At 68.9% G+C, this 23,319-nt stretch carries 19 protein-coding genes; 11 read left to right on the forward strand and 8 right to left on the reverse strand.

Going from position 1 to position 23,319, the window contains the following annotated elements; genetic code table 11:
- The first annotated feature begins 158 nt into the window (after positions 1-158).
- The 4 genes from hmgA (at position 159) to FHS98_RS06220 (ending at position 2,464) form a co-directional block, all read left to right on the forward strand.
- Positions 159-1,481, forward strand: coding sequence for a homogentisate 1,2-dioxygenase (hmgA, locus tag FHS98_RS06205; protein WP_167101590.1), 1,323 nt, complete (start codon positions 159-161; stop codon positions 1,479-1,481).
- A complete protein-coding gene (locus FHS98_RS06210; RefSeq protein WP_167101593.1) occupies positions 1,478-1,852 on the forward strand; it encodes a Rieske 2Fe-2S domain-containing protein in 375 nt (124 codons plus the stop codon). Before hmgA ends, FHS98_RS06210 begins: the two co-directional genes overlap by 4 nt.
- A 60-nt stretch (positions 1,853-1,912) precedes the next feature.
- Positions 1,913-2,047 (forward strand): entericidin A/B family lipoprotein, encoded by a 135-nt coding sequence (locus tag FHS98_RS06215; RefSeq protein ID WP_167101596.1) that lies wholly within the window; start codon positions 1,913-1,915, stop codon positions 2,045-2,047.
- A gap of 153 nt (positions 2,048-2,200) precedes the next feature.
- On the forward strand, positions 2,201-2,464 hold the full coding sequence (locus FHS98_RS06220; protein WP_167101599.1) for a hypothetical protein: 264 nt from the start codon (positions 2,201-2,203) through the stop codon (positions 2,462-2,464).
- Positions 2,465-2,564: 100 nt separating this feature from the next.
- Here FHS98_RS06220 and FHS98_RS06225 read toward each other — a convergent pair whose 3' ends face one another.
- The 6 genes from FHS98_RS06225 to FHS98_RS06250 form a co-directional block, all read right to left on the reverse strand.
- Entirely contained in the window at positions 2,565-2,819 is a 255-nt protein-coding gene (locus FHS98_RS06225; protein ID WP_341786032.1) for a hypothetical protein, read from the reverse strand.
- Positions 2,820-2,901: 82 nt separating this feature from the next.
- The gene (locus tag FHS98_RS06230; RefSeq protein ID WP_167101605.1) at positions 2,902-4,152 is read right to left on the reverse strand and encodes a TolC family outer membrane protein; all 1,251 of its coding nucleotides are present in this window, start codon (positions 4,150-4,152) and stop codon (positions 2,902-2,904) included.
- Positions 4,145-6,553 (reverse strand): ABC transporter permease, encoded by a 2,409-nt coding sequence (locus FHS98_RS06235; protein ID WP_167101608.1) that lies wholly within the window; start codon positions 6,551-6,553, stop codon positions 4,145-4,147. The genes FHS98_RS06230 and FHS98_RS06235 overlap by 8 nt, the downstream gene beginning before the upstream one ends.
- An 11-nt stretch (positions 6,554-6,564) precedes the next feature.
- A complete protein-coding gene (locus FHS98_RS06240) occupies positions 6,565-7,245 on the reverse strand; it encodes an ABC transporter ATP-binding protein (protein WP_208402075.1) in 681 nt (226 codons plus the stop codon).
- A gap of 23 nt (positions 7,246-7,268) precedes the next feature.
- The gene (locus tag FHS98_RS06245; RefSeq protein ID WP_341786033.1) at positions 7,269-8,495 is read right to left on the reverse strand and encodes an efflux RND transporter periplasmic adaptor subunit; all 1,227 of its coding nucleotides are present in this window, start codon (positions 8,493-8,495) and stop codon (positions 7,269-7,271) included.
- Between the two features lie 32 nt (positions 8,496-8,527).
- Entirely contained in the window at positions 8,528-8,854 is a 327-nt protein-coding gene (locus tag FHS98_RS06250) for a UrcA family protein (RefSeq protein WP_167101614.1), read from the reverse strand.
- Between the two features lie 218 nt (positions 8,855-9,072).
- Here FHS98_RS06250 and FHS98_RS06255 point away from each other — a divergent pair, with 218 nt between their 5' ends.
- From FHS98_RS06255 to FHS98_RS06270, 4 genes are all read left to right on the forward strand, one after another.
- Positions 9,073-10,455: a sigma 54-interacting transcriptional regulator gene (locus tag FHS98_RS06255; protein ID WP_167101617.1), complete on the forward strand. Its 1,383-nt coding sequence runs from the start codon at positions 9,073-9,075 to the stop codon at positions 10,453-10,455.
- Positions 10,445-11,785: a sensor histidine kinase gene (locus FHS98_RS06260; protein WP_167101621.1), complete on the forward strand. Its 1,341-nt coding sequence runs from the start codon at positions 10,445-10,447 to the stop codon at positions 11,783-11,785. Before FHS98_RS06255 ends, FHS98_RS06260 begins: the two co-directional genes overlap by 11 nt.
- 153 nt (positions 11,786-11,938) lie before the next feature.
- Complete coding sequence (locus FHS98_RS06265) at positions 11,939-13,423, forward strand: UxaA family hydrolase (RefSeq protein WP_167101624.1); 1,485 nt, start codon at positions 11,939-11,941, stop codon at positions 13,421-13,423.
- Positions 13,420-15,606 (forward strand): hypothetical protein, encoded by a 2,187-nt coding sequence (locus FHS98_RS06270; RefSeq protein ID WP_167101627.1) that lies wholly within the window; start codon positions 13,420-13,422, stop codon positions 15,604-15,606. The genes FHS98_RS06265 and FHS98_RS06270 overlap by 4 nt, the downstream gene beginning before the upstream one ends.
- A gap of 7 nt (positions 15,607-15,613) precedes the next feature.
- Here the strand turns inward: FHS98_RS06270 and FHS98_RS06275 are convergent, their stop codons facing one another.
- On the reverse strand, positions 15,614-16,657 hold the full coding sequence (locus FHS98_RS06275) for a LacI family DNA-binding transcriptional regulator (protein WP_167101630.1): 1,044 nt from the start codon (positions 16,655-16,657) through the stop codon (positions 15,614-15,616).
- A gap of 80 nt (positions 16,658-16,737) precedes the next feature.
- On the opposite strand from FHS98_RS06275, the gene FHS98_RS06280 reads away from it, so the two are divergent.
- Positions 16,738-18,327, forward strand: coding sequence for a rhamnogalacturonidase (locus FHS98_RS06280; RefSeq protein ID WP_167101633.1), 1,590 nt, complete (start codon positions 16,738-16,740; stop codon positions 18,325-18,327).
- 59 nt (positions 18,328-18,386) lie between these two features.
- On the opposite strand, the gene FHS98_RS06285 is transcribed toward FHS98_RS06280, so the two are convergent.
- Complete coding sequence (locus FHS98_RS06285; protein ID WP_167101636.1) at positions 18,387-21,473, reverse strand: TonB-dependent receptor domain-containing protein; 3,087 nt, start codon at positions 21,471-21,473, stop codon at positions 18,387-18,389.
- Positions 21,474-21,513: 40 nt separating this feature from the next.
- Between FHS98_RS06285 and FHS98_RS06290 the strand changes: the two genes are divergently transcribed.
- Together FHS98_RS06290 and FHS98_RS06295 are read left to right on the forward strand one after the other, a co-directional pair.
- Complete coding sequence (locus tag FHS98_RS06290) at positions 21,514-21,747, forward strand: hypothetical protein (RefSeq protein WP_167101639.1); 234 nt, start codon at positions 21,514-21,516, stop codon at positions 21,745-21,747.
- Positions 21,744-23,309, forward strand: coding sequence for a glycoside hydrolase family 43 protein (locus FHS98_RS06295; RefSeq protein WP_167101643.1), 1,566 nt, complete (start codon positions 21,744-21,746; stop codon positions 23,307-23,309). The genes FHS98_RS06290 and FHS98_RS06295 overlap by 4 nt, the downstream gene beginning before the upstream one ends.
- The last annotated feature ends 10 nt before the right edge of the window (positions 23,310-23,319 follow it).

The following is a 23,319-nucleotide window of genomic DNA, read 5'->3' on the forward strand; positions in this document are numbered from 1 at the left end:
CACGGATGCCGGAGCGCGACCGGCCGGCGCGGCGGAGCCAGCCCACGGGACTCGGCTTCGCCGAGACCGACGGGCTGGCGGTGAGATAAGATAAGAAAGACAGGCCCTCTCCCGCTCGCCCGTGGGAGGGGGCTTGATTATAGGGAGCGGAAAAGCCGATGGTCGAAGCGACGACAAGCGAGACGCGCGTGAGCGAGACCTATCTGCCCGGCTTCGCCAACCATGTCGCCACCGAGGCGGTGGAAGGCGCGCTGCCAGTCGGCCGCAACTCGCCGCAGCACACGCCCTTCGGCCTCTATGCCGAGCAATTCTCCGGCAGCGCCTTCACCGCGCCGCGCGCCGAGAACCGCCGCAACTGGTTCTACCGGATGCGCCCGACCGCGGACCATGCGCCCTTCGTCCCCTATGACGGCGCGCCGCTGCTTCGCTCCGGCCCGTTCGACGAGGTGCCGCCCAGCCCCAATCGCCTCCGCTGGGATCCGCTGCCCCTCCCCGACCAGCCCACCGATTTCGTCGATGGCCTCGTCACCTATGGCGGCAATGGCGATGTCGCGGCGGGGAGCGGCTGCGGCATCCACCTCTATGCGGCCAACCGCTCGATGGAGCGCCGCGTCTTCTTCTCGGCCGACGGCGAGCTGCTGATCGTGCCGCAGCAGGGCACGCTGCGCCTCGTCACCGAGATGGGGGCGATGACGATCTCCCCGCTCCACATCGCGCTGATCCCGCGCGGCATCCGCTTCCGCGTCGAGCTGGTGGACGGCCCGGCGCGCGGCTATGTCTGCGAGAATTACGGCCACCTCTTCCGCCTGCCCGATCTCGGTCCGATCGGCGCCAACGGCCTCGCCAACCCGCGCGACTTCGAGACGCCCGTCGCCTGGTTCGAGGATGTCGACCAGCCGACCGAGATCATCCAGAAATTCCAGGGCAGGCTCTGGACCACCACGCTCGGCCACTCGCCGCTCGACGTGGTGGCGTGGCACGGCAATATCGCGCCCTTCCGCTACGATCTGCGGCGCTTCAACACGATCAACACGGTCAGCTTCGATCATCCCGATCCGTCGATCTTCACGGTGCTGACATCGCCCAGCGAGACGCACGGCACCGCCAACGTCGATTTCGTGATCTTCCCGCCGCGCTGGATCGTGGCCGAAGGCACATTCCGCCCGCCCTGGTTCCATCGCAACGTGATGAGCGAATATATGGGCCTGATCGAGGGCGTGTACGACGCCAAGGTGGGCGGCTTCGCGCCCGGCGGCGCCTCGCTCCACAATCAGATGAACGGCCATGGCCCCGATTGGGCGAGCTATGAGAAGGCGGTCTCCGCCGATCTCAAGCCGCACCGGATCGAGGGCACCATGGCCTTCATGTTCGAGAGCCGCCACGTCATCCGCCCGACCCGCTGGGCGATGGAGACGCCGCTCTGCCAGCCGGACTATGACGCGGTGTGGTCGGGCTTCCCCAAGGCGCAGTTCCCCAGGTGAGCGACGCCGAGCCCGAAGCCGCGCGGCTGAGCAGCACGCCCGCCGGCGTGACGCTCTGCCCGCTGGACGCCATCGCCGACGGCAAGGCGCGCAATTTCGTGCTCCAGATGCGCGCGGGCCGCTTCCACGGCTTCGTCGTGCGCAAGGGCGAGGCGGTGCATGGCTATGTCGATCGCTGCCCCCATGCCGGCCTGCCGCTGGCCCAGACGCTCGATGATTATCTGACGCCCGACGGCGGACTGATCGCGTGTAGCTGGCATGGCGCACTGTTCCGTATCGAGGGCGGCGCCTGTGTCGGCGGGCCGTGCGTGGGGCAGGCGCTCGCGGCGTGGCCCGTCCATGTCCGTGACGGTGCGATCGTCACCGCCTGAAATCCTTGACTTCCGCCGCGCGCCGCCGCGTATCTGCGCCAGCCAGTCTAAAGGATTCCCATGCGCAAGACCCTCACGCTCGCTCTTCTCGTCGCCGCCGGCCTCACCACGGCCTGCAACACCATCGCCGGCGCCGGCAAGGATGTCGCCTCGGCCGGAAACGCCGTCGCGCGGACCGCCGACAAGGCGAAATAACACCTGTTGCCGGAAGGCGTCTCCTCGTCCGAAATTCTGGATCGAAGCGGGACGCCTTCTCTTTTTTGCCCCTCGGCGAGCGCCAGAACGTGCTATATCGGCGTTCAGTCGTTGCTTCCGCTTGGAGAAATATCCGGCCGAAGGGGCACTATCATGGACCATCTCCCTCTGGCGCACCGCGCCTGGGTTCATCTTACCGACACGGTCAATCCCGCCGCGCCGTCCGCGCAGATCGTCCACAGCGGCACGCTGGGCGCGATGATACGCTGGATGCGGGACCAGCCCGAAACCGAACGATCCCGTTTCCTCGTCGGAATCCAGCACCAGCGCAGCCTCATCACCTACCGGGAGATCGAGATTTTCGCGGCACGGACCGGCGTCCTGGGAAATGAGTTCTTCCAGTCCGGGCACGCCTGAGCCTGCCTCGGACTGAGGCGCCCGAGTGAGGGCGCCCCGGCCGGCCGGCGCGACGGGAGGCGCGCCGGCTATCCCGCCCCGACCCGAGGGGCGCCGTCGTTCAGTGGACGCTGCGCCCCGGAAGCGCGCGGGCCAGTTCCTCAAGATCGTCGGGATTGAGAATCCACGTCCGCGTCGGCCGGTCCTTGCGCGGCACCGGCCTGGTCAGCAGCACGCGCGCATCCGCCTTCGCCCTGGCGGTGAGCGCCGCGAAATGGCGCACGCATTCGTTGAGCGGCGCGATCAGGGGCGCGGCGCCGTCCAGATCGATCAGCGTGGCCTGCTGATCCTCGTTCACGTCGGGGAGCTTCGTCACTGTTCCATCCCATGCGGTTGCCGCCAGCATCTGGCGGAGGGCTTCTATCGCCCCGCACCCCGGCTTGCCAGTCGCCCGCGGATTATCCGAAGATGCTCCGGTCCATCTTGCCGGTCGCGCGCAGCAGGGCGCCCTCGGCGATCAGCAGGTCGCTGCGGCTGCGCGCCTCGGCGAGCTGGGCAGCACGCAGGCTCTCGTCCGCCACGAGGATGTCCAGCGTCGAGCGGAGGCCGAAGCCATATTCCGCCCGCACGCCCTTCAGCGCGAGGTCGGCGGCGGTGACGCGGCTGCGGTTCGCCTCGGCCTGTGCGCGGGCGCCGGTCATGGCGGCCCACGCCGCCTCGGTGGCGCGCACCGCCTCGCGCGCGGCCGCGTCCTGATCGAAGCGGGCGGCGCGATAGTCCGCCCGCGCCTGCCGGACCTGCGAGGCGACGAGGCCGCCGGTCAGGATCGGCACATGCAGCACCACGCCGGCCGCCGCCGCGCGTGGGAAGGCATGATCGTCGCCGCCGGTGGCACGCACGTCATAGCCATAGCTGCCGCCGAGCGAGACGGTCGGCGCGCCGCTGCTCCGCGCCTCGTCGATCCGCGCGGACGAGGCCTCGGCAAGGCGCTGGCTCTGACGATAGAGCGGATTGGTGTCGAGCGTCCGGTTGCGCGCCTGATCCAGGCTCGCGGGAAGCGCCGCGAACGTCTCCGGTGGCGGTGCCAGCACCCCCGGCGCGCGGCCGACGATGGCGCGATAACGGGCTCCGGTGGTTGCCAGCGTCGCCTGCGCCTCGGCCAGCGTCGCCACCGCCGAGGAGCGTTGCGCTTCGAGCTGCGCGACGTCCGTGCGCGTCGCCTGGCCGAGCCTGTAGCGGGCGTTGGCTTCGGCCACCTGATGATCGAGCAGCGCGATGTCCGCCTGCGCGATGTCGGCGGACTGCTGGTCGTAGAGCAGCTCGGCATAGGCGCCGATCACATCGGTGAGCAGCGCCGCCTCGCTGTCGCGCAGCCCTTCCGCACCGGCCGCGACGTCGCCCTGCGCCGCGCGCACGGCGGAGGACACGCGCCCGCCCGTCCAGATCGGCAGATCGGCCGAGACGGTCGCGGCGCCGCCCTTGCCATAGTCGAACTTGTCATAGCCCCCCGCCGCATCGGCCGCCGCCGAGAGGCGCCCGCCGGCGCGCGCCTGCTCGGGCAGCTCCTCCAGCCCCTGCTGGCGGGCGCGGGCGGCCGCGAAGACGGGGTTGGAGGCATAGGCCTCGTCCACCGCCTGCGCGAGCGTCTCCGCCCGCGCCGGCGCGGCGGCGAGCAGCAGGCCCGCCAGCATCCACCCCTGCTTATTCATGGCGGAGCGCCCAGGCCGGCGCGGCGCGCGCGGCGCGCAGCGACTGCATCAGCACGGTCGCCACCGCGATCAGCAGCGAGGCCAGCGTCGCGCCGAGGAAATAGAGCGGCGAAAGGCCGATCCTGTCCTCGAAACCCGCCAGCCATGTCCGCATCGCGATGAAGGCCAGCGGCCACGCGATGAGGTTGCCGATCACCACCGGCCGCAGGAACTGCGTGACAAGCAGCAGCACGACATCGCGCGAGGAGGCGCCCAGCGTCTTGCGGATGCCGATCTCGCGCACCCGCCGCTGCGTGTTGAACGAGGCGAGGCCCCACAGCCCGACGCACCCGATCGCCACCGCCAGCCCCGCACCGATCGCGAACAGCCGCGAGGCCTGATCGTCGGACTTGTAATAGGTTTCGAGATTCTGGTCGGCGGTGACGGCCTTGAACGGCACCTCCGGCGCGATACGGCGCCACACGCCGCGCAGCGCCTCGGTCATGCCGCGCGGATCGCCGTCGAAGCGCACCGAGGCGATCGGCGAGGTGATGTCGCGCGAGCGATAGGTGTAATAGGCCGCGCGGGTGCCGTCGCGGGGCGAATAGAAGCGCATATTCTCGACCACGCCGATCACGGTGCGGACCGACGTGCCGCTGGTGAGCGTCTTGCCGATCGCCTGCTGGGGGGTCAGGCCGAACTCGGCGGCGGCCCGGCGGTTGATGACGACGCTGTGAGGCTGTTCCACCGGCTTGCCGGCGATATCGTCGTCGCGATGCGCGTCGTCGGGCAGACGGCCGGCCAGCAGCGTCGGCCGGAAGACCCGGAAGAAACCCCGGTCCACCACGATCGCCATCAGCGACGGGCCGTTGCCGATCATGCCGGGCAGCTTCAGGTTGATATGGTTCTGATAATGCTCGTCGCCCGGCGCGGTATCGGAACGGGAGACCGCACGCACGCCCGGAAGCGCCGCGAAGCCGTTGACGAGGGATGTCCGCTGACTCTCGGTCAGGCGCGGCTCGATGAAGCTCGGCACCACGATCAGCCCGTCACGGGCGAAGCCGAGATCGGCGTTGCGGACATGGCGGGTCTGCGCCGTCAGCACCATGGTGCCGACGATGAAGGCGGTTGCCAGCGCGAACTGGAGGATGACGAGCGCCTCGCGCACCCGCGTCCCCGCCCGGCCGCCGCCGGCCGAGCGCGAGGCCGCCAGCACGCCGGCCGCCGGGAAGCGGGAAAGCAGCACGGCCGGATAGAGGCCCGCCGCGACCCCGACGAGAACCACCAGCAACACCAGCGGCAACAGCACGCCGTTGTCGCCGACATAATGGATCGACAGCGAGAGGTTGCCCGCCGCATTGACCAGCGGCAGCCCGATCTCGGCGAGCGCGAGGCCGACGAAGGCGGCCAGCGCGGCGGTCGCGATGGCCTCGCCGATGAAGTGGCGCATCAGCGTCTTGCGGTCCGCGCCCAGCACCTTGCGCATCGCCACTTCCCGCGCGCGCAGGCTGGCCCGTGCCGTCGCGAGGTTCACATAATTGACGATGGCGATCAGCAGGGTCAGCGTGCCGACGATGCCCAGCGTCGCGACGGTGAGCTTCGCGCCCTTCGCCTGAAGGTGCAGGTCGGTGATCGGCAGCAGGGTCTCGCGGAAGACCTTGAGGACATCCTTGCCCTGATCCTGCACAGCATGGCGCTGGACGAAATCGTCGAGCTTGCCCGCGAGCGCCTTCGCCGCGGCCGGCGTCGGGAAACGGAGATAGGTGTAAAGGGACTCGCTGCCCCAGTGATACCAATAATCCCCGGCGACCTGCTGCGGCACCAGCTTGGCGATGATGTTCGCCTTGAGTTCGGTGTTGCGCGGCAGGTTCCCGAACACGGCCGCGACGCGATAAAGGCGCGGCGTGCCGTTCAGCACCAGCGTCATCGGCTGACCGATCGGGTTGATGCCGGGGAAATATTTGCCGGCCACCGTCTCGCTGATGATGAGGTTGGACGGATCGGCCAGCACGCCCGCCGCGTTGCCGCGCGTAATCGGCAGATCGAAGAGATCGAGGAACTCGGGATCGACGAGCTGCATCTTCTCGCTGGTCGCCGTGCCGTTCTTCAGGACGGTCGCATTCTCCTCGTCGAGCCGGGTGCCCTCGATGCCGGGGAAATCCCGCCGGAAGGTTTCCAGCCAGCCGCCGCCCGTGGTCGGGATCGGGCCTTCGAACTGTCCGGGCAGGTTCCAGTTGTCCTGCACCAGATAGATCTGGTCGTGATGCGGAATCCACCGTTCATAGCCGGTCTCGAACCGCACATAGAGGCCGAGCACGATGAACACGGCGATGCCCACCGCGAGCCCGCCGATGTTGAGCGCGGCATAAAGCTTGTGGCGCACCAGCGAGCGATAGAAAGTGACGAAAGCGAAACGGTTCATGGCCCTGCCCCTCAGATCGCGCGGGCGACGGAGGAGACGATCCGCCCGTCCAGCATGTCGATGCGCCGGAGCGCCATGTCGGCATGGCTCGGCGAGTGGGTGACCATCACGATCGTCGCGCCCTCGCCGTTCAGGCTGGTCAGGATGTCCATCACCTGCTGGCCGTTCTCGGTGTCGAGGTTGCCGGTCGGCTCGTCGGCGAGGATCAGGCTCGGCTGGCCGACGATGGCGCGCGCGATCGCGGCGCGCTGCTGCTGGCCGCCCGAAAGCTGGTGCGGATAATGGCGCGCGCGGTGGGAGATGCCGACGCGGTCCATCGCCTGCTCCACCCGCTTGCGCCGGTCCCCGTTCAGTCCCCGGCGATAGGCGAGGCCCAGCTCGACATTCTCCTGGATGGTCAGCTCGTCGATCAGGTTGAAGCTCTGGAAGACGAAGCCCAGCGTCTCGCCGCGCAGCCTGGCGAGCGACGCCTCGTCCATCGCGGCGAGATCGCGCTCGCCGAACAGATAGCGGCCGGCGCTCGGCCGATCGACCGTGCCGAGGATGTTGAGCAAGGTCGACTTGCCGCAGCCCGACGGCCCCATGATGGCGAGGAACTCGCCCTCGCGGACCTCCAGGTTGATGTCGGCGAGCGCGGTCGTCTCGACCTCGTCGGAGGCGTAGCGGCGCTGGATCGATTCAAGACAGATCATGGGGCGGATCATGGGAAGCTCCGTCAGCGGATGTTGAGGACGCCGCTCTTGTCGTAAGCGGCGGTGTTGGAGGTGACGATGCGGTCGCCGGGCTGGAGGCCGGAAAGGATCTCGACCTGCTCGGGATTGCGCGCACCGGTGCGGATCGGGCGTCGGCGGGCATGGCGCCCATCGGCATCGACGACGAAGGCCGAATTGCCGCCGCCGCTGTCGAGCCAGCTCCCGACCGGCGCGACCAGCGTCTCGCGCGCGCTGCCCAGCGTCACGCGGATATCGGCGGTCTGGCCGCGATTGAGGCCTTTGGGCGCGGCGCCCACGAAGCCCAGCTCGACGCGGAAGCGGCCGTTGGTGACGGCGGGCAGCACCTTGGTGACGACGAGGTTCAATCCATTGTCGCCGCTGGCGTGCTGGCCCGGCTGGACCCGGCCGAGATAATATTCGTCCACGTCGGCGACGAGCTTCCACGAGCCCTCGCTGTCGACCTGACCGACCTGATCGCCGGCCTTGAGCATCTGCCCCGGCTGGATGGTGAAATTGGTGAGCCTGCCCGTGACCGGCGCGTGCACGACCAGCGCGTCGAGCCCCGCCCGGACGGCGGAAAGATTGCTGGTGAGACGCGCGCGCGTCTCGGCGAGGCGCGAGGCCTGAAGATTGGCGGTCTGGTCTTCCTTCGCCTGACCGGACTGAAGCTGGCCAAGCCGCTTCTGCTGATAATCCGCCTCTTCGCGATAGCTCTTCACGCCCTCGTCGGAGACGAAGCCCTGATCGTGAAGCTGCTGGCGGATCGAGAGATCGCGCCGCGCCTTGATGAGGTCGTAGCTGGCCGACGCGGTCTGGCTGGCGCGATCGAGGCGGCTCTTCTCAAGCGCCAGATCGTCGCCGGAGAGCGTACCGAGCTGGCTGGCGATCTCCGCCTCGCGGGTCAGCACGTCGAGCTTGAGCGAGGGATTGAGCAATGTCGCGAGCGGCTGGCGCTCGGTGACGGCCGCGCCGTCCTGCACGAGCAGCTTCTCGACCTGCCCGCCCGATACGGCGCCGACGAAGGTGGTGACATTGGGCGCGACGGTGGCGCGGACGGGCAGATAATCCTCGAACCGGTCGCGCGCGACGGCGCCGGTCTCGATATCGGCGGCGGCGATATCGGCCGAGCCGCTCGACGGCAGGAAGTGCCAGCCGAGCAGGACCGCCGCCAGCAGGCCGACCGCCGCGGCGATCCAGCGCCAGCGACGGTCGGTGCGGGGCTTTTCCACCCGGCGATCCATGGCCGAACCGGAGACGGTCATCAGCGGGCCGCGAGCTGGACGGTGCGGTCGGTCCGGGCGGCGACGGCCTTGCCCAGCATGTCCTGCGCCTGGGCATAGGCCTCGTTGCGGCACGCCTGGGCGGCGAAGAACTCGCCGATATTGCCGGCCGGGCAGACGCGCGAGGCGGCGATGTGAAGGCGCTTGGCGATCGCGGCGCGGCCATCGACGCTGGCCAGCTCGGCGGCGGTGTAGTGGACGGTCACGGCGGGAACGGCGGCGACCGCCGGGTCCGAATAAGCGACGATCGCGGTGGTGCCGAGCAGGCCGGCGCCGGCGAACATCAGATTGATGATGAACTTGCACATGGCTCTGTTCCTTGTCCTCGTGGCCGGCGGCGTGTCGGTCACGGAACAACCTCAGCAGGAGCCGTGCCAATTTTATAAACCATTGAAAAATAACGATCGATGGACAAATGATCGTTGCACATCATCTTGGCACTGTCCGGTTTCGGACAGTCAGGTGTTCGGAAACAGACGTTGAGCCGCCGCCCGAAGGATGGCAGCACCGCCATCGGAGGGACAGAGTGAGCACCGAGAAGTTCGACTGCTGCATCGTCGTGGACGATGACGAGGATATCCTGCTGGCGGCGCGCCTGTTGATGCGCCAGCTCTTCGCCGAGGTGCGCGTCACGCCGTCGCCGCAGGAGGCGTTGGACTGGATGGGCGAGCGCCGCGCGGACGTGATCCTGCTCGACGCCAATTTCGCGCGCGGCGCCACCGACGGGAGCGAGGGCTTCCGCTGGCTCGGGCGCATCCTCGAACGAGACGCGCAGGCCTCGGTGGTGCTCATCACCGCGCATGGCGGCGTGCAGACCGCCGTGCAGGCGATGAAGCAGGGCGCGACCGATTTCGTCTCCAAGCCCTGGGCCAACGACAAGCTGCTCTCGGTCGTCCGCTCCGCCGCCGCGCTCAGCCGCTCGCGCCGGCAGAGCGACGGGGTGTCCCCAGCCCCCGCATCCGGCTCCGAAACCCCGCTGCTCGGTTCCTCGCCGGCGATGGCGCGCGTGCTGTCGCTGATCGAGAAGGCCGGGCCGACCGACGCCAACGTCCTGATCCTCGGCGAGAACGGCACCGGCAAGGAACTGGTCGCGCGCGAACTGCACCGCCATTCGCGGCGTGCGGGCAAGATCATGCTGTCGGTCGATCTCGGCGCGGTGGCGGAGAATCTCTTCGACTCCGAGCTGTTCGGCCATGTGAAGGGCGCCTTCACCGATGCCCGCGCCGATCGTGTCGGCCGCTTGCAGGCGGCGGAAGGCGGCACGCTGTTCCTCGATGAGGTCGGCAATCTGCCGCTGCATCTGCAACCCAAGCTGCTCACCGCGCTCGAACAGCGCAAGGTGACGCCGGTCGGCGCCAACGCCCCCGTGCCGATCGACGTGCGCGTCATTTCCGCGACCAACCTGCCCCCGGATCAGCTCGGGCAGGAAAGCCGCTTCCGGCAGGATCTGCTCTATCGCCTCAACACGGTGGAGATCGAGCTGCCTCCTTTACGCGAACGGCGCGAGGATATCCCGTTGCTGCTCGATCATTATCTCCGCCTCTACGCCGCCCGCTACGAGAGGCCGGCGCCCGTGCTGCCCGATGCGGTGCGTGACGCGCTGGTCGCCCATGACTGGCCGGGCAATGTCCGCGCGCTCCGCCATGCCGCCGAGCGGGCGATCATCCTCGCCGACGGGGCGACGCTGGCGCTCAAGGACTTCCCGCTGCCCAAGGCCGCATCCGCCCCCTATGTGCAGGCCGCCGCCGTGGCCGAACCCGCCCCCGCAGACCTCAACCTCGATCGTGCCGAGCGCCAGCTCATCGAGCGCGCGCTCCACAAGCATGGCTATAACATCTCGAACGCGGCGGCCGAACTGGGCCTGACGCGCGGCTCGCTCTATCGGCGGATGGAGAAGCATGGCCTCTAGGGCGCCCTTCGTCGCACGGCTGGCGGGGCATATGCTGCTGCTGCTCGCGACGCTGGTGGCGCTCGCCTGGTTCCTGCCGGTGCCGGGGCATCTCGCGACCAAGCTGCTCTGCGGGCTGCTGTCGCTGGCGGCGGCATGGGCGCTGTGGCGGGCGGTGAGCCGCACCAATGCCCAGCTCACCCGCTTCGTCTCGGCGATCCGCCACGAGGATCTGACGCAGGTCTTCCCCGAGACGCATCAGGGCAGCGGCTTCGACGCGCTGGGCGAGACGCTCAACGCCGCGATCCGGCGCCTGCGCGAGCATCGCGCCGCCGAGGCCGCCGAAAACCGCTTCGCCGCCACGCTGGTGGACGAGGCGCCGACGCCGATCCTCGCCATAGACCCGGACGGCAGGGTGGAGCTTTCGAACAAGGCCGCGCGCCGCCTGTTCGGGCAGGCGAGCGGGCGCGGCATCGCCGAGTTGATGCCCTATGGCGAAGGCTTCGTCGCGGCCCTCACGGATGTGGTGCCGGGCGACCGCCGCCTCTGCCGGGTGGTGCTGGGCGGATTGCCGCAACGCGCGATGGTGGCGGTCACGCAGGTCGAGCGGCTGGGGCGGACGTGGCGGATCGCCTCGGTACAGGTCATCCAGGGCGAGCTGGATGCCGCCGAGGTCGCGACGCAGGCCGATCTGGTCCGCGTGCTGACCCATGAGATCATGAACTCGATGACGCCCGTCACCTCGCTCGCCGAAAGCGCGGCCGGGCTGATGGCGGAGATCGACCAAGGCGACGATCCGGCGATCGCCGACGCGCGCATCGCGGTGGAGACGCTGGCGCGCCGCGCCTCCGGCATCATGCATTTCGTCGACAGCTATCGCGAGTTCAGCCGTGCCCCCGCCCTCGCCCGCCGCCGTTTCCGGGCGCGGACGTGGGCCGAGGAACTGACCCGGCTCTATCGCGCGATGCCGGCGGGCGAAGATGTGGCGCTCGACGTCAGCGTCCTGCCCGAGGCGCTGATGATCGACGGCGACCCGGAGCTGCTGTCGCAGGTGGTGCTGAACCTGCTCAAGAATGGCGGCGAGGCGGCCAGCGCCCATAGGCCCGCGCCCCGCGTCGCGCTCGTCATCGAGGGCCTGCCGACGGGGCGTGTCCGCATCCTCGTCGAGGATAATGGGCCGGGCGTGCCGGACGCCAGCCTCGGGGAAATCTTCCTCCCCTTCTTCACCACCAAGCCGTCGGGCACCGGCGTGGGACTGAGCTTCGCGCGGCAGGTGGTGCTGCTGCACCATGGCGCGATCCGCTATGCTGGCGAGCCAGGCGGCGGCGGGCGGTTCGAGATCGTCCTCTAGCATCGTCCTTTGGCGCGGGCTGGCGCCGAAGCCGGAAATGCGGGGCATCTTTCCTGTTGATAGAGGAGTGCCAGCGATGGCATTAATCGCCCATGACGGTGGCCGCGCCCCTCGTGGCCATCACCCAACAACAAACCACGATCGGGAAGAAGGATGGAAAAGGCTCTGTTCCGCGTCGATCCACGCGACGACGTGGCGACCGCGCTCCGTGATATCGACGCCGGCAGCATCGTCGATCTGGACGGCGCTCCCCTCTCCGTCCGCGAGCCGATCGCGCGCGGACATAAGGTGGCGGTGCGCGACATCGCGGCCGGCGCGCCGGTGCTCAAATTCGGCTTCCCGATCGGCAGGGCGACGGCCGCCATCCCGCAGGGCACCCACGTCCATGTCGACAATGTCCTGACCGCGCTCGAACCGGATGGCCGTTATGCCTATGCGCCGGCCTTCGATCCGGCGGATGTTCCCGCCGAGACGCCCGGCTTCCGGGGCTACAGGCGGGCGGACGGGCGGGTCGGCACGCGCAACGAGATCTGGGTGATCCCGACGGTCGGCTGCGTGGCGCGCACCGCCGAAAAGATCGCGCGGAAGGCGGATGCGCTCCATGGCGAGGGCCTCGACGGCATCCACGCCTTCGCCCACCCTTATGGCTGCTCGCAGCTCGGCTCCGATCTGGAGGCGACCACGGCGATCCTCTCGGGGTTGGCGGCTCATCCCAACGCAGGCGGCGTGCTGCTGATCGGGCTCGGCTGCGAATCGAACCAGCTCGACCGGATGCTCGCCGCGATCCCCGAGAGCGCGCGGGCGAAGGTGCGGACCCTGCGCGCCCAATCCTCCGCCAACGAGGTGGAGGAAGGCGTCGCGCTGGTCGCCGAACTCGCGGCCGAGGCCCGGCTTGCGATACGGACCCCGGCGGCGCTCTCCGAGCTGGTGCTCGGCGTCAAATGCGGTGGATCGGACGGCTTCTCCGGCCTCACCGCCAATCCGCTCGTCGGGCGGATGAGCGACAGGGTGACGGGCGCGGGCGGCAGCACCCTGCTCACCGAGATCCCGGAGATCTTCGGGGCCGAGCAGATGCTGATGGATCGCGCGGCCGACGCGCGGCTCTTCGAGGGGATCGTCGGCCTGGTGAACGGCTTCAAGGCCTATTTCACCGCGCATGGCGAGCCGGTGTCCGAAAACCCTTCCCCCGGCAACATCGCCGGCGGCATCACCACGCTGGAGGAGAAGTCGCTCGGCGCCGTGCAGAAGGCCGGCCGCGCGATCGTCACCGATGTGCTGAGCTATGGCGAACGGCTGCGCACACGCGGGCTCACCCTGCTGGAAGGGCCGGGCAACGACGCGGTCTCCTCCACCGCGCTGTCTGCGGCGGGGGCGACGCTGATCCTCTTCACCACGGGGCGCGGCACGCCGCTCGGCTTTCCGGTGCCGACGGTCAAGATCGCCTCGAACAGCACGCTCGCCGCCGCCAAGCGCAACTGGATCGACTTCGACGCCGGCCGCGCGCTCGAAGACGGCATGGCGCCCACCGCCGAGGCGCTGCTCGCCGCCATCTGCGCCATCGCCTCGGGCGAGCGGACCGCCGCCGAGCGCAACGACGAACGCGAGATCGCGATCTGGAAACGAGGCGTCACCCTGTGAGGCCTCTGCTGACGCTCGCCGCGATCCTCGCATTGCCGGCGGCGGGGCCTGTGCCCATCGATCGCCATGCGCTGGTCGAGCGTCATGCCGTGACCTTCACGACGATCGACCGCGACGCCCCCGCGATGATCGGCAATGGCGAGATCGCCTTCACCGCCGACATCACCGGCCTTCAGACCTTTCCCGAGCAATATGCCCGCCAGGCGCCGCTGCTCACCATGGCGCAATGGGCGTGGCACAGCTTCCCCCCGCCCCGTCCGCTGGATGCCGAGGCCGGGCTGGTGCAGGTGCCCGTCCCCGGCCGGGGTTCGCAGCCTTATGCCTATGTCCGCGATCTCGCCGCCGCGGCGAAAGACCCGGTGATCGCGTGGCTGCGCGAGAATCCGCATCGCTTCTCGCTCGGCCGCGTCTCGCTCGACATGCATCATGCGGATGGCCGCCCGGTGCGCTTCGAGGATCTGACCGACACCGTCCAGCACCTCGACCTGTGGACCGGCACGCTGACCAGCCGCTTCCGGCTCGACGGCGAGCCGGTGACGGTGACGACGCGCGTCCACCCGGATCGCGACATGCTGCTGGTGGAGGTCCGCTCGCCGCTGGTCGCGAGCGGGCGGGTGGCGGTGCGCGTCGCCTATCCGGGCGTTTCGCGCGCGATCAATCCCGATCCGTCCGACTGGGCGCATCCCGAGGCTTATCGGACCCGGATCATCGCCCGCCGGCCCGACCGGATCGAAATCCGCAACCGGATCGACCAGACGGTCACCACCTCGTCGGTGACGGCACCCGGCGGCACGGTCATACCGGCCGGGGCGCATCGCCTCGCGATCCGCGGGCACGGTGACCGGCTGGTGGCGATGGTGGGCTTCGGGCGCTCCCCGCATCCCGCCCCGGCGCCCGATTATGCCCGCGCCGTCGCCGCCACCGAGCGGCATTGGCGGGATTATTGGACGCACGGCGGCATCGTCGACTTCTCCGGCAGCCACGATCCGCGCGCGGCGGAACTCGAACGGCGCGTGGTGCTGTCGCAATATCTCGCCGCGATCAACGAGGCGGGTTCGCTGCCGCCGCAGGAGGAAGGGCTCTTCTCCAATAGCTGGAACGGCAAATTCCATCTGGAGATGCACCCCTGGCATTCGGCGCATTTCGCGAGTTGGGGCCGTCCCGCGCTGCTGGAACGCAGCCTCGAATGGTATCGCGCGTACCTGCCCGACGCGATCGCCGAGGGGCGACGGCATGGCCTGAACGCCGCCGCGTGGTGGCCCAAGATGTCCGGGCCGGAGGGGCGCAACAGCCCGAGCCCGATCAACCCCTTCATCCTGTGGCAGCAGCCGCACCCGATCTATCTCGCCGAGCTGGTCTGGCGCGCCCACCCGGATCGCGCGACGCTGGATCGCTATGCCCCGCTGGTCGAGGCGACGGCGAACATGCTGGCGGGCTGGCCCCGGCTCGATCCGGCGACCGGGCGCTATCATATCGGCCCGCCTGTGGTGCCGGTGCAGGAAAATCACGATCCCTTCACCACGGCCGATCCCGCCTTCGAGGTCGAATATTTCCGCTGGGGGCTGGAGCGGGCGCAGGCGTGGCGGGAGCGGCGCGGGCTGGCGCGCAACCCGCAATGGGACAAGGTGATCGCCGGCATGGCGCCGATGCCGATGCAGGATGGGCGCTATGTGCCCGTGGCGGGCGAACCCGGCTTCTGGGCGCGCGCCGCCTCGCCGGAATGTCGCGGCGATGCCCGGCCGCCGCTCTGCACCAATCGGGACCATCCCTCCTTCCTGATGCCCTTCGGCCTGATCGGCAGCGCGCGGGTGGACCGGGCCGCCATGGCCCGCACCGTCGCCGCCACAGACGCGGACTGGGACATGCGCCAGCTCTGGGGCTGGGACTTCCCGATGATCGCGATGACCGCCGCCCGGCTCGGCCGCCCCGAGGAAGCCGTCGACTGGCTGCTGCGCGACGCCCCCAACAACCGCTGGGGCGCAACCGGCATGACGCCCCGCTTCGATCTCGCCGCCGACGGCAAGACCGAGACGCGCCTCGCCGACACCTATTTCCCTTCCAACGGCGCGCTGCTGCTCGCGGTCGGCATGATGGCGGCGGGGTGGCAGGGCTCGACCGGGCACGCCCCCGGCTTCCCGGCCGGCTGGAGCGTGCGGGTGGAAGGCATCCGCCCACTCCCCTGAGGCCGGCTCAGCCCGCGCGTGGCGGCGCGGTCGACTGGCGGACGATGACTTCGAGCCCCACGGAATAATCGGGCAACCGGTCCTCCTCCCCGTCGAGGAGCGCGATCACCCGCTCGGTCGCCTCGCGCGCCATCTCCAGCACCGGGCGGCGGATGGTGGTGAGCGCGGGCGAGATCATGGATGCGATGTCGCTGTCGTCGAAGCCCGCCACCGACAGGTCGTCCGGCACCGACAGCCCCCGCCCCTGCGCCACCTTGAGCAAGGCGGCCGCCATGATGTCGTTGCCGGCGAAGATCGCGGTCGGCGGCTCGGGCAGGCTCAGCAGCGCCTCGGCGGCGGCGAGGCCGCTTTCGAAGCCATAGTCGCCCTCCCGCACATAGGCGGCGGGCATGGCGATGCCTGTAGCGGCCAGCCCCTCGTGGAAGCCCTGCTCGCGCTCGCTGGCCGAATAGAACTGCATCGGGCCGGTAATCATGCCGATCCGGCGATGGCCGAGCCCGACCAGATAGCGCGCCATCTCGTTGGCGGCGGTCCGCTCGGCGCTGACCAGCATCGCCGGATAGCCCGGCACGCGCACCGCCGCGATGCCGACCGCCGCTACCCCCAGCCGCCGGAGCGTGCGCGGGATCGACGGCAGCTCCGACAGGGGCGGCAACAGCACCAGCCCGTCGATGCGGGTCCGCTGGACGAAATCCTCGATGTTCGACGTCAGATCCGGGTCTTGCGCCGTGGCGGGGTGGACGAGCAACTCATAACCCGCCTCCGAGCAGATTTCGACGATGCCCTGCTGGAAGAGGCCGATGACATGGGCGTTATGATCGCCCTGCACGACGCCGAGCAGGAAGGATCGCCCCGACGCCAGCGCCCGCGCCCGCAACGATCGCCGGAAGCCGAGGCGCTCGATCGTCCGCTCGATGGTCTCGCGGGTTTCCTTGCCGACCTTGGGGGAATTGTTGAGGACGCGCGAAACCGTCCGTATCGAGACGTCCGCTTCCCTCGCGACATCGGCAATGGTGGCGGCGCGTCGAACGTCGGCGGATTTCCCATTCATGTCGCCATCTTGCAGAAGCTCACGAAGATGGGCAAGTGCCAGCGTTGGCAAGATAGATCAGCCATGAGGGGATGCAGCCTATGACGCTCGACCGGCGATCCGCGTTGACGGGAGGCATCGGCTTCCTGTCCGCCGCCTCCATAGCCCCGGCCGCCGCAGCCGCGCCAGCCCCGTCCGGCCCGGCGCCCGGCTGGTACGACGTCCGCCATTTCGGCGCGACCGGCGACGGCCATACGCTCGACACCCCCGCCGTCAACCGCGCGATCGAGCGGGCGGCGGCGAGCGGCGGCGGCACCATCTATTTCCCGCCGGGCACCTATGCCTGCCACTCCATCCGCCTGAAAAGCCGCATCACGCTCCATCTCGACGGCGCCGCCACCCTCCTCGCCGCTCCCGCCCCCACGAACGGGCGTGGCGGCTACGACCTCGCCGAGCCGCAAGACCCGGCCATCGAGCCCTTCCAGGATTTCGGGCACAATCACTGGCGCAACAGCCTGATCTGGGGCGAAGGCCTGCATGACATTGCCATCACCGGCTCCGGCCTGATCTGGGGCAAGGGGCTGGGGCGTGGCGACGGCAAGGATGCCTATCTCTCCGACCCCAACGGCCCCGGCACGGGCAACAAGGCGATCGCGCTCAAGAATTGCCGCAACGTGCTGCTGCGCGATCTGAAGATGCTGGCCTGCGGCTGGTTCGCCATCCTCGCGACGGGGGTGGATAACCTCACCATCGACAATCTGCTGATCGACACCACCCGCGACGGCATGGACATCGATTGCTGCCGAAACGTCAGGATCACCAACTGCACGGTCAATTCGCCCTATGACGACGGCATCTGCCCGAAGAGCAGCTATGCGCTGGGCGAGCCGCGCGCGACCGAGAACCTCACCATCTCCAACTGCTTCGTCACCGGCAATTACGAGATCGGCTCGCTGATCGACGGGAGCTGGCGCAAGATGCCGCCCTCTTTTGCGCCGACCGTGCATGGCCGCATCAAATTCGGGACGGAATCCAACGGCGGCTTCCGTAACATCACCGTCACCAACTGCGTGTTCGACGACAGCCAGGGCCTCGCGCTGGAGACGGTGGACGGCGCGGTGTTCGAGGATGTCACCATCTCCAACATCGCGATGCGGGGGAGCTTCAGTTCGCCGCTCTTCCTGCGGTTAGGGCGGCGGATGCGCGGGCCGGCCGGGCGGCCGATCGGATCGATGCGGCGCATCCTGATCGACAATGTGACGAGTTCGGGCGCGGGCTGGCTGCCCTCGATCATCGCAGGGCTTCCCGGCCATCCGATCGAGGATGTGAAGATCAGCAACGTCTTCGTCGAGCAGCGCGGCGGCGCGCCCGAGGCGATGGCACATCGCGTGCCCCCGCTGGCGGAGCTGGCCTATCCCGAGCCCAACATGTTCGGCGATCTGCCCGCCACCGGCTTCTTCATCCGCGACGCGCGCAACGTCGAGATGAGCCATGTCGAGGTGGCGGTGGCCGCCGCCGATCCGCGCCCCGCCTTCCGGCTGGAGAGTGTCGAGGACGCGGATTTCTTCCGCCTGCGCGTGCCGACGGGGGCACCCGCCTTCTCGCTCGATCGGGTGCGCGGCTTCCGCCATTTCGGCAGTCACAGGATCGAGGACAGCCGCTTCGACGATCTCGTCTCGAAGACCCTCTGACATGAAAAAGGCGCGGCACCCGATCGGATGCCGCGCCCAGTCCCCTAGGGACGAGGGGATCAGTATTTCACCGAAAGCCCGATGAAGAAGGTGCGGCCGGCGATGTCGTAGGTCGCCGCGAAGGTGTTGTCGGACGGCGCCGGCGTGCCCACGATCGGCGGGTTCTTGTCGGCGATGTTGGTGACGCCCGCCGTGAACTCGATCCCGTGCTTGATCTCCAGCGCGGAGGACAGGTCGAAATAATTCTGCGTCGGGATCGTCGGGTTGGTGAGCGACGCCTTGCTCGGCGCCGTGCCACCCGAGCGCTTGGGCAGCACATAGGTGTCGACCGTCACCGCGCCGATGAAGCGATGGCGCAGGCTGAGCGTCAGCGGGCCGTCCTTCCAGGTCAGGCGGGTCACGCCCTTCCATTCGGGGATCGGCTGGCCGCAGGTCTGGCCGAAGGAGCCGACGCAGCGGTTCTTGATGTTGGGCAGCGCCTGCACCGGCACGCTGGTGAAGCTGCGCGTCCAGGTCAGGTCCGTCCCCAGCTCGAAATGGCCGACCGAGGTGTTGAAGTTGTAGCTGCCCTCGAAATCCACGCCCGAGGTCTTGAGCGCACCGGTGTTGGCGTTGGTCGCGGTGATGTAGCTGGGGGCGGTGATCTGCCCGTTGATCGGATCGCGATGGATCGCCTGGCAGAACGGGCTGTCGGCGCTCTGGATGACGTTATAGCAGAGGTTGAGCACGTTCGCCGGGCTGCCGCCCAGCGGCGCGATGGCGCCCTTCAGGTCGATGTTGAAATAGTCGGCGCTGAACGCGAAGCCGTGCAGGAAGCGCGGCGTCAGGACGATGCCCACCGTCTTGGTGTTCGACTTTTCCGGCCCGACATTGGGATTGCCGCCGGTCACCGCGTTGATGAACTGGTTGGGCTGGACGTTGGCGCCGAACACCTGATCGGCCGGCACACCGGTCGCGACGCAGACGTTGCGCACGGCGTCCGTCTGCTGCGCCACCGGCTGGCGGCTGGAGCAGGGATCGGTCAGCGACGGGCCGCTGGTCGTCTGGCCGCCGAACAGCTCGCCGACATTGGGCGCGCGGATCGAGTGCTGATACTGGCCGCGGAAGGTGATGTCGCTGGTCGGCGCATATTCGGCGCCGCCCGAATAGGTCCAGACGCCGCCCACGCCCTTCAGGTCATAGTTGGAGTAGCGGAAGGCACCATTGATGTTCAGCCGCTTCACGAAGCTCATGTCCGCCAGCAGCGGCACGCGCACCTCGCCATAGACTTCGCGCGCGGTCTCGTGGCCGGAGGTGGGCTTGGCGGCGTTGAAGCCCGAGATGTCGCCCGAGGCCAGCACCGGATCCGGCGAGAAGCTCGCGAAATCGCGGCGCCACTCGACGCCGGTGTTGAAGTCAACCGGGCCGGCCGGCATCTCGAACAGCACGCCGGTGAGGCTCGCCGCCGCCACCTGCTGCGTGGCGTGGGTGACGTTGGTGGTGTCCACGGCCAGCGAGGCCGCGCCTTCCGACGACAGATTCTGCCCGAAGATGTTGAGCAGCGGCGCCGCGCCGTTCTGCGAGAGCAGGCCGTTCTGGAACGCGCTCAGCGAGACGGCGCCGCCGGTGGTGTCCGTCTCGTTGGTGCGGGCGTAGCTGTAATAGACGTCATAATGCAGATCGCGCAGGAAATGCTCGGACACGCTGCCGATCTGCCCGCGCACGCCGATCAGGCCGCGATAGGCGTCGATGTCGGATTGCGCGACGCGGTCCCCCACGTCGGTCAGGCGGCGATTGATGTTGAGCACCGCCAGCCCGTCCCCGCGCGTGGTGGAAAGCGTGCTGGTGCCGTTGGTGACGGTGGTGGTGCCGTTCTCGCTCAGATCAAGCTGGTTGAGCACCGCCTGAAGCTGCGGCGAGAGATAGGGATTGTCGGTGTTGACGAGGAAATTGCCGCTCACCCCGGTCGGGGCAAGGCGCGCGCGCACCTTGTTGTTGCTGATGCTGCCCTCGGTGTAGACCGTCGCCGCATCCGAGAAATCATAATGCGCGAAGAGATTGCCCAGCAGGCGACGCTGCGGGACGATCAGATAGGCATCGGGCGCGAGATTATAGTCATCCCCCGGCGTGACCGCGGGCCGCGCCACCGTGCCGGCGTCGTCGAAGGTGATGCCGCGCGAGGTCATGCCCGAAAGCCCGGCGGCGATCAGCGCGGCGTTGAGCCCCGGCGAGTTGCTCGCCGTGCCGACCGTCGGGATGCCCGCGATGCGCGTGTTGGGGATGGTGCCGCTGCCGCTCAGCACGAGGCCGGGGCGTCCGCCGGCCGCGAGGCAGGTCGAGCCGCCGGGAACCGCGAGCGGCGTGCCGGCATGGCTGCGGCTGAAGGAGTCGGCGGTGACGCAGCCGTCCGCCAGCGTGTTGGCCGCCCAGCCGCCCCGATCGCCCGCGGTGTAGCCTCCGCGGTTCAGATAGTTGAACGAAGCGGTGATGTTGCCCTTGCCGCCTGCGAAGTTGGTGCCAGCGGTAACATCGAAGGTGTAGGTCGGCGTCACCGTATGCTGATCGACCGTGTTCTGGCCGCTGACCTCGACGCCCTGGAAATCGTCGCGCAGGATGAAGTTGACGACGCCGGTGATCGCGTCCGACCCGTAGACCGCCGACGAACCGCCGGTCACCACCTCGGTCCGCTTGATGAGCGCGACGGGGATGGTGTTGATGTCGGTCGTCTGGTTCGGGCCGGAGATGGTGAAGCGGCGGCCGTTGACCAGCACGAGGTTCCGCTGGTCGCCGAAGCCGCGCAGGTTGAGCGTCGCGATGCCGCCGGGTACGGTGTTCGCGGTCGGGCCGGTGAGCTGCGAGCCGACGAACTGCGGCGAACTGCCGAGCAGCGTCTCGATATTCTGCGTGCCGGAGAGCTTGGCCTCCTGCTGATCGATCACCGTCACCGGCGTGGGCGCCGCGAAGCCGCGCGAGGTGAGGCGCGAGCCCGTCACCACGATCGCCTGCGTCGCGTCCGTGCCCGGCTGGGCGGAGGCGGTGTCGGCGGGCGGGGCTTCGCTCGCCGCCTGCGTCACCTGGGCATGGGCTGTCGCGGACAGCAGCAGAAGCGCAATGGGAGCGCTACCAAATACGGTCGAACGCAAGTTAAGGCGGGTCTGGCGGGTCATCAGGATTTCCTCTCTGACTCTGTGTCTAGCGCTGGCACAGTTGATGCTCGTGTATTCCGACGAACGCGCTTATGCAACCGTCATTGAGATCGACGCCGGCGGAGAGGGCGAAACCATGCGGAATAGTCCGCCATTCCCGGCGAATGCTGGCCTTTCGGCCGGCGAGATTCGAATCGACGGGCGCAGGGGCGCGCAAGCCGCCCTCCCCAAGGAGAGGAGCGACACAGTGCCGACGAACAGCCCGAACCAGGCCGCCAAGGCCCGCGCCGCATGATAGCGCTCCTCCCCGCCTTGCTGCTCGGCGCGGCGCAGCCGCCTGCCCCGCCCGTCTTCCACAATCCCGTGCTGTTCGCGGACTATTCGGACCCGGACGTGATCCGCGCGGGCGACGCTTATTATCTCGTCGCTTCCAGCTTCCATTTCTCGCCGGGCATTCCGGTGCTGAAGTCCACCGATCTCGTCCACTGGTCGATCGTCGGCCATGTCCTGCCGCGCCTTCCCTTCGCGCCGGCCTATAACATGGTGCCGCCCTTCACGCTCACCGACGCGACGTCGAAGCCCGTCGGCGCGGGGCTACGCTATGCCGGCGGGGTGTGGGCGCCCTCGATCCGCTTCCATGACGGGCTGTTCTACGTCTACTGGCCGACGCCCGACGAAGGCATCTTCATGGCCACCGCCAAGCACCCCGGGGGGCCGTGGAGCAAGCCCGTGCAGGTGCTGGCCGGCCCCGGCTACGAAGACCCCTGCCCCTTCTGGGACGACGACGGCACAGCCTGGCTGGTCCATTCGCGCCTCGGCGCCGGGCCGCTCATCCTCCACCGCATGAGCCCGGACGGCACCCATGTGCTCGACGAAGGGAAGACCATCGTCGAGGACCGGCAGGCGCTCCCGATTCTGGAGGGGCCGAAGCTCTACAAGCGCGATGGCTGGTATTATATCTTCGCGCCCTTCGGGGGCGTCGAGAAGGGCGCGCAGACCGTGCTGCGATCGCGGAGCATCACCGGCCCCTACGAGCATCGCACCGTGCTGGAGCAGGGCTCGACGGCGATCGAGGGGCCGCATCAGGGCGGCTATGTCGAGACGCCATCGGGTCAGGGCTGGTTCCTGCACTTCAACAGCACCGGGGCGTTCGGCCGCATCTCCTATCTGGAGCCGGTGCGCTGGCACGATGGCTGGCCGGTGATCGGCGATCCGATCGCGGGCAAAACCTCGGGCCAACCCGTGGCGACCCACACCGCGCCGGATCTGCCCGTCTCGAACGCACGCGTCGCCGACAGCGACGAGTTCGGCGGCCCCAGGCTCGGCCTGCAATGGGAATGGAACCACAACCCCGACGATCATGGCTGGAGCCTCACCGAGCGGCCGGGCTGGATGCGCCTTCACGCGCTGCCCTCGCGCTATCTCGTCACGGCCCGCGACACGCTGACGCAGATCCTGTGGGGGCCGTCTTCGCGCATGACGACGCGGATCGACCTTTCGCGCATGACGGACGGGCAGCGCGCGGGGCTGGCGATGTTCCAGGCCCGGCCGAGTTGGATCGGCGCGGTGCGCGAGCATGGCGTCACCCGCCTCGCTTATGCGCAGGCGGGAGAGGAAAGCCTCGGCCCGGTCCTCACCGCGCGCACGGTGGAGTTCCGGGTGACCGTCGGTGCCGATCAGGTGGCGCATTATGCCTACAGCATCGATGGCGGACACCGCTTCACACCGTTCGGCGAGCCCTCCCCCTTGCGCTTCGCGTGGTGGAAGGGCGCCCGCCCCGCCTTGTTCACCTACACCACCGCCGCCACGGCGGGAGGCGCGATCGATATCGACTGGTTCCGCGTCGAGCGCCCCTAGCGCTGCTCAG

The organism is Sphingomonas oligoaromativorans (assembly GCF_011762195.1).
GTDB lineage: Bacteria > Pseudomonadota > Alphaproteobacteria > Sphingomonadales > Sphingomonadaceae > Solisphingomonas > Solisphingomonas oligoaromativorans.

Coding starts and splice junctions, on each gene's coding strand:
- hmgA (WP_167101590.1), top strand. CDS start 159: ATGGTCGAAGCGACGACAAGCGAGACGCGCGTGAGCGAGACCTATCTG.
- FHS98_RS06215 (WP_167101596.1), top strand. CDS start 1,913: ATGCGCAAGACCCTCACGCTCGCTCTTCTCGTCGCCGCCGGCCTCACC.
- FHS98_RS06220 (WP_167101599.1), top strand. CDS start 2,201: ATGGACCATCTCCCTCTGGCGCACCGCGCCTGGGTTCATCTTACCGAC.
- FHS98_RS06230 (WP_167101605.1), bottom strand. CDS start 4,152: ATGAATAAGCAGGGGTGGATGCTGGCGGGCCTGCTGCTCGCCGCCGCG.
- FHS98_RS06235 (WP_167101608.1), bottom strand. CDS start 6,553: ATGAACCGTTTCGCTTTCGTCACTTTCTATCGCTCGCTGGTGCGCCAC.
- FHS98_RS06240 (WP_208402075.1), bottom strand. CDS start 7,245: ATGATCTGTCTTGAATCGATCCAGCGCCGCTACGCCTCCGACGAGGTC.
- FHS98_RS06250 (WP_167101614.1), bottom strand. CDS start 8,854: ATGTGCAAGTTCATCATCAATCTGATGTTCGCCGGCGCCGGCCTGCTC.
- FHS98_RS06260 (WP_167101621.1), top strand. CDS start 10,445: ATGGCCTCTAGGGCGCCCTTCGTCGCACGGCTGGCGGGGCATATGCTG.
- FHS98_RS06265 (WP_167101624.1), top strand. CDS start 11,939: ATGGAAAAGGCTCTGTTCCGCGTCGATCCACGCGACGACGTGGCGACC.
- FHS98_RS06275 (WP_167101630.1), bottom strand. CDS start 16,657: ATGAATGGGAAATCCGCCGACGTTCGACGCGCCGCCACCATTGCCGAT.
- FHS98_RS06280 (WP_167101633.1), top strand. CDS start 16,738: ATGACGCTCGACCGGCGATCCGCGTTGACGGGAGGCATCGGCTTCCTG.
- FHS98_RS06285 (WP_167101636.1), bottom strand. CDS start 21,473: ATGACCCGCCAGACCCGCCTTAACTTGCGTTCGACCGTATTTGGTAGC.
- FHS98_RS06295 (WP_167101643.1), top strand. CDS start 21,744: ATGATAGCGCTCCTCCCCGCCTTGCTGCTCGGCGCGGCGCAGCCGCCT.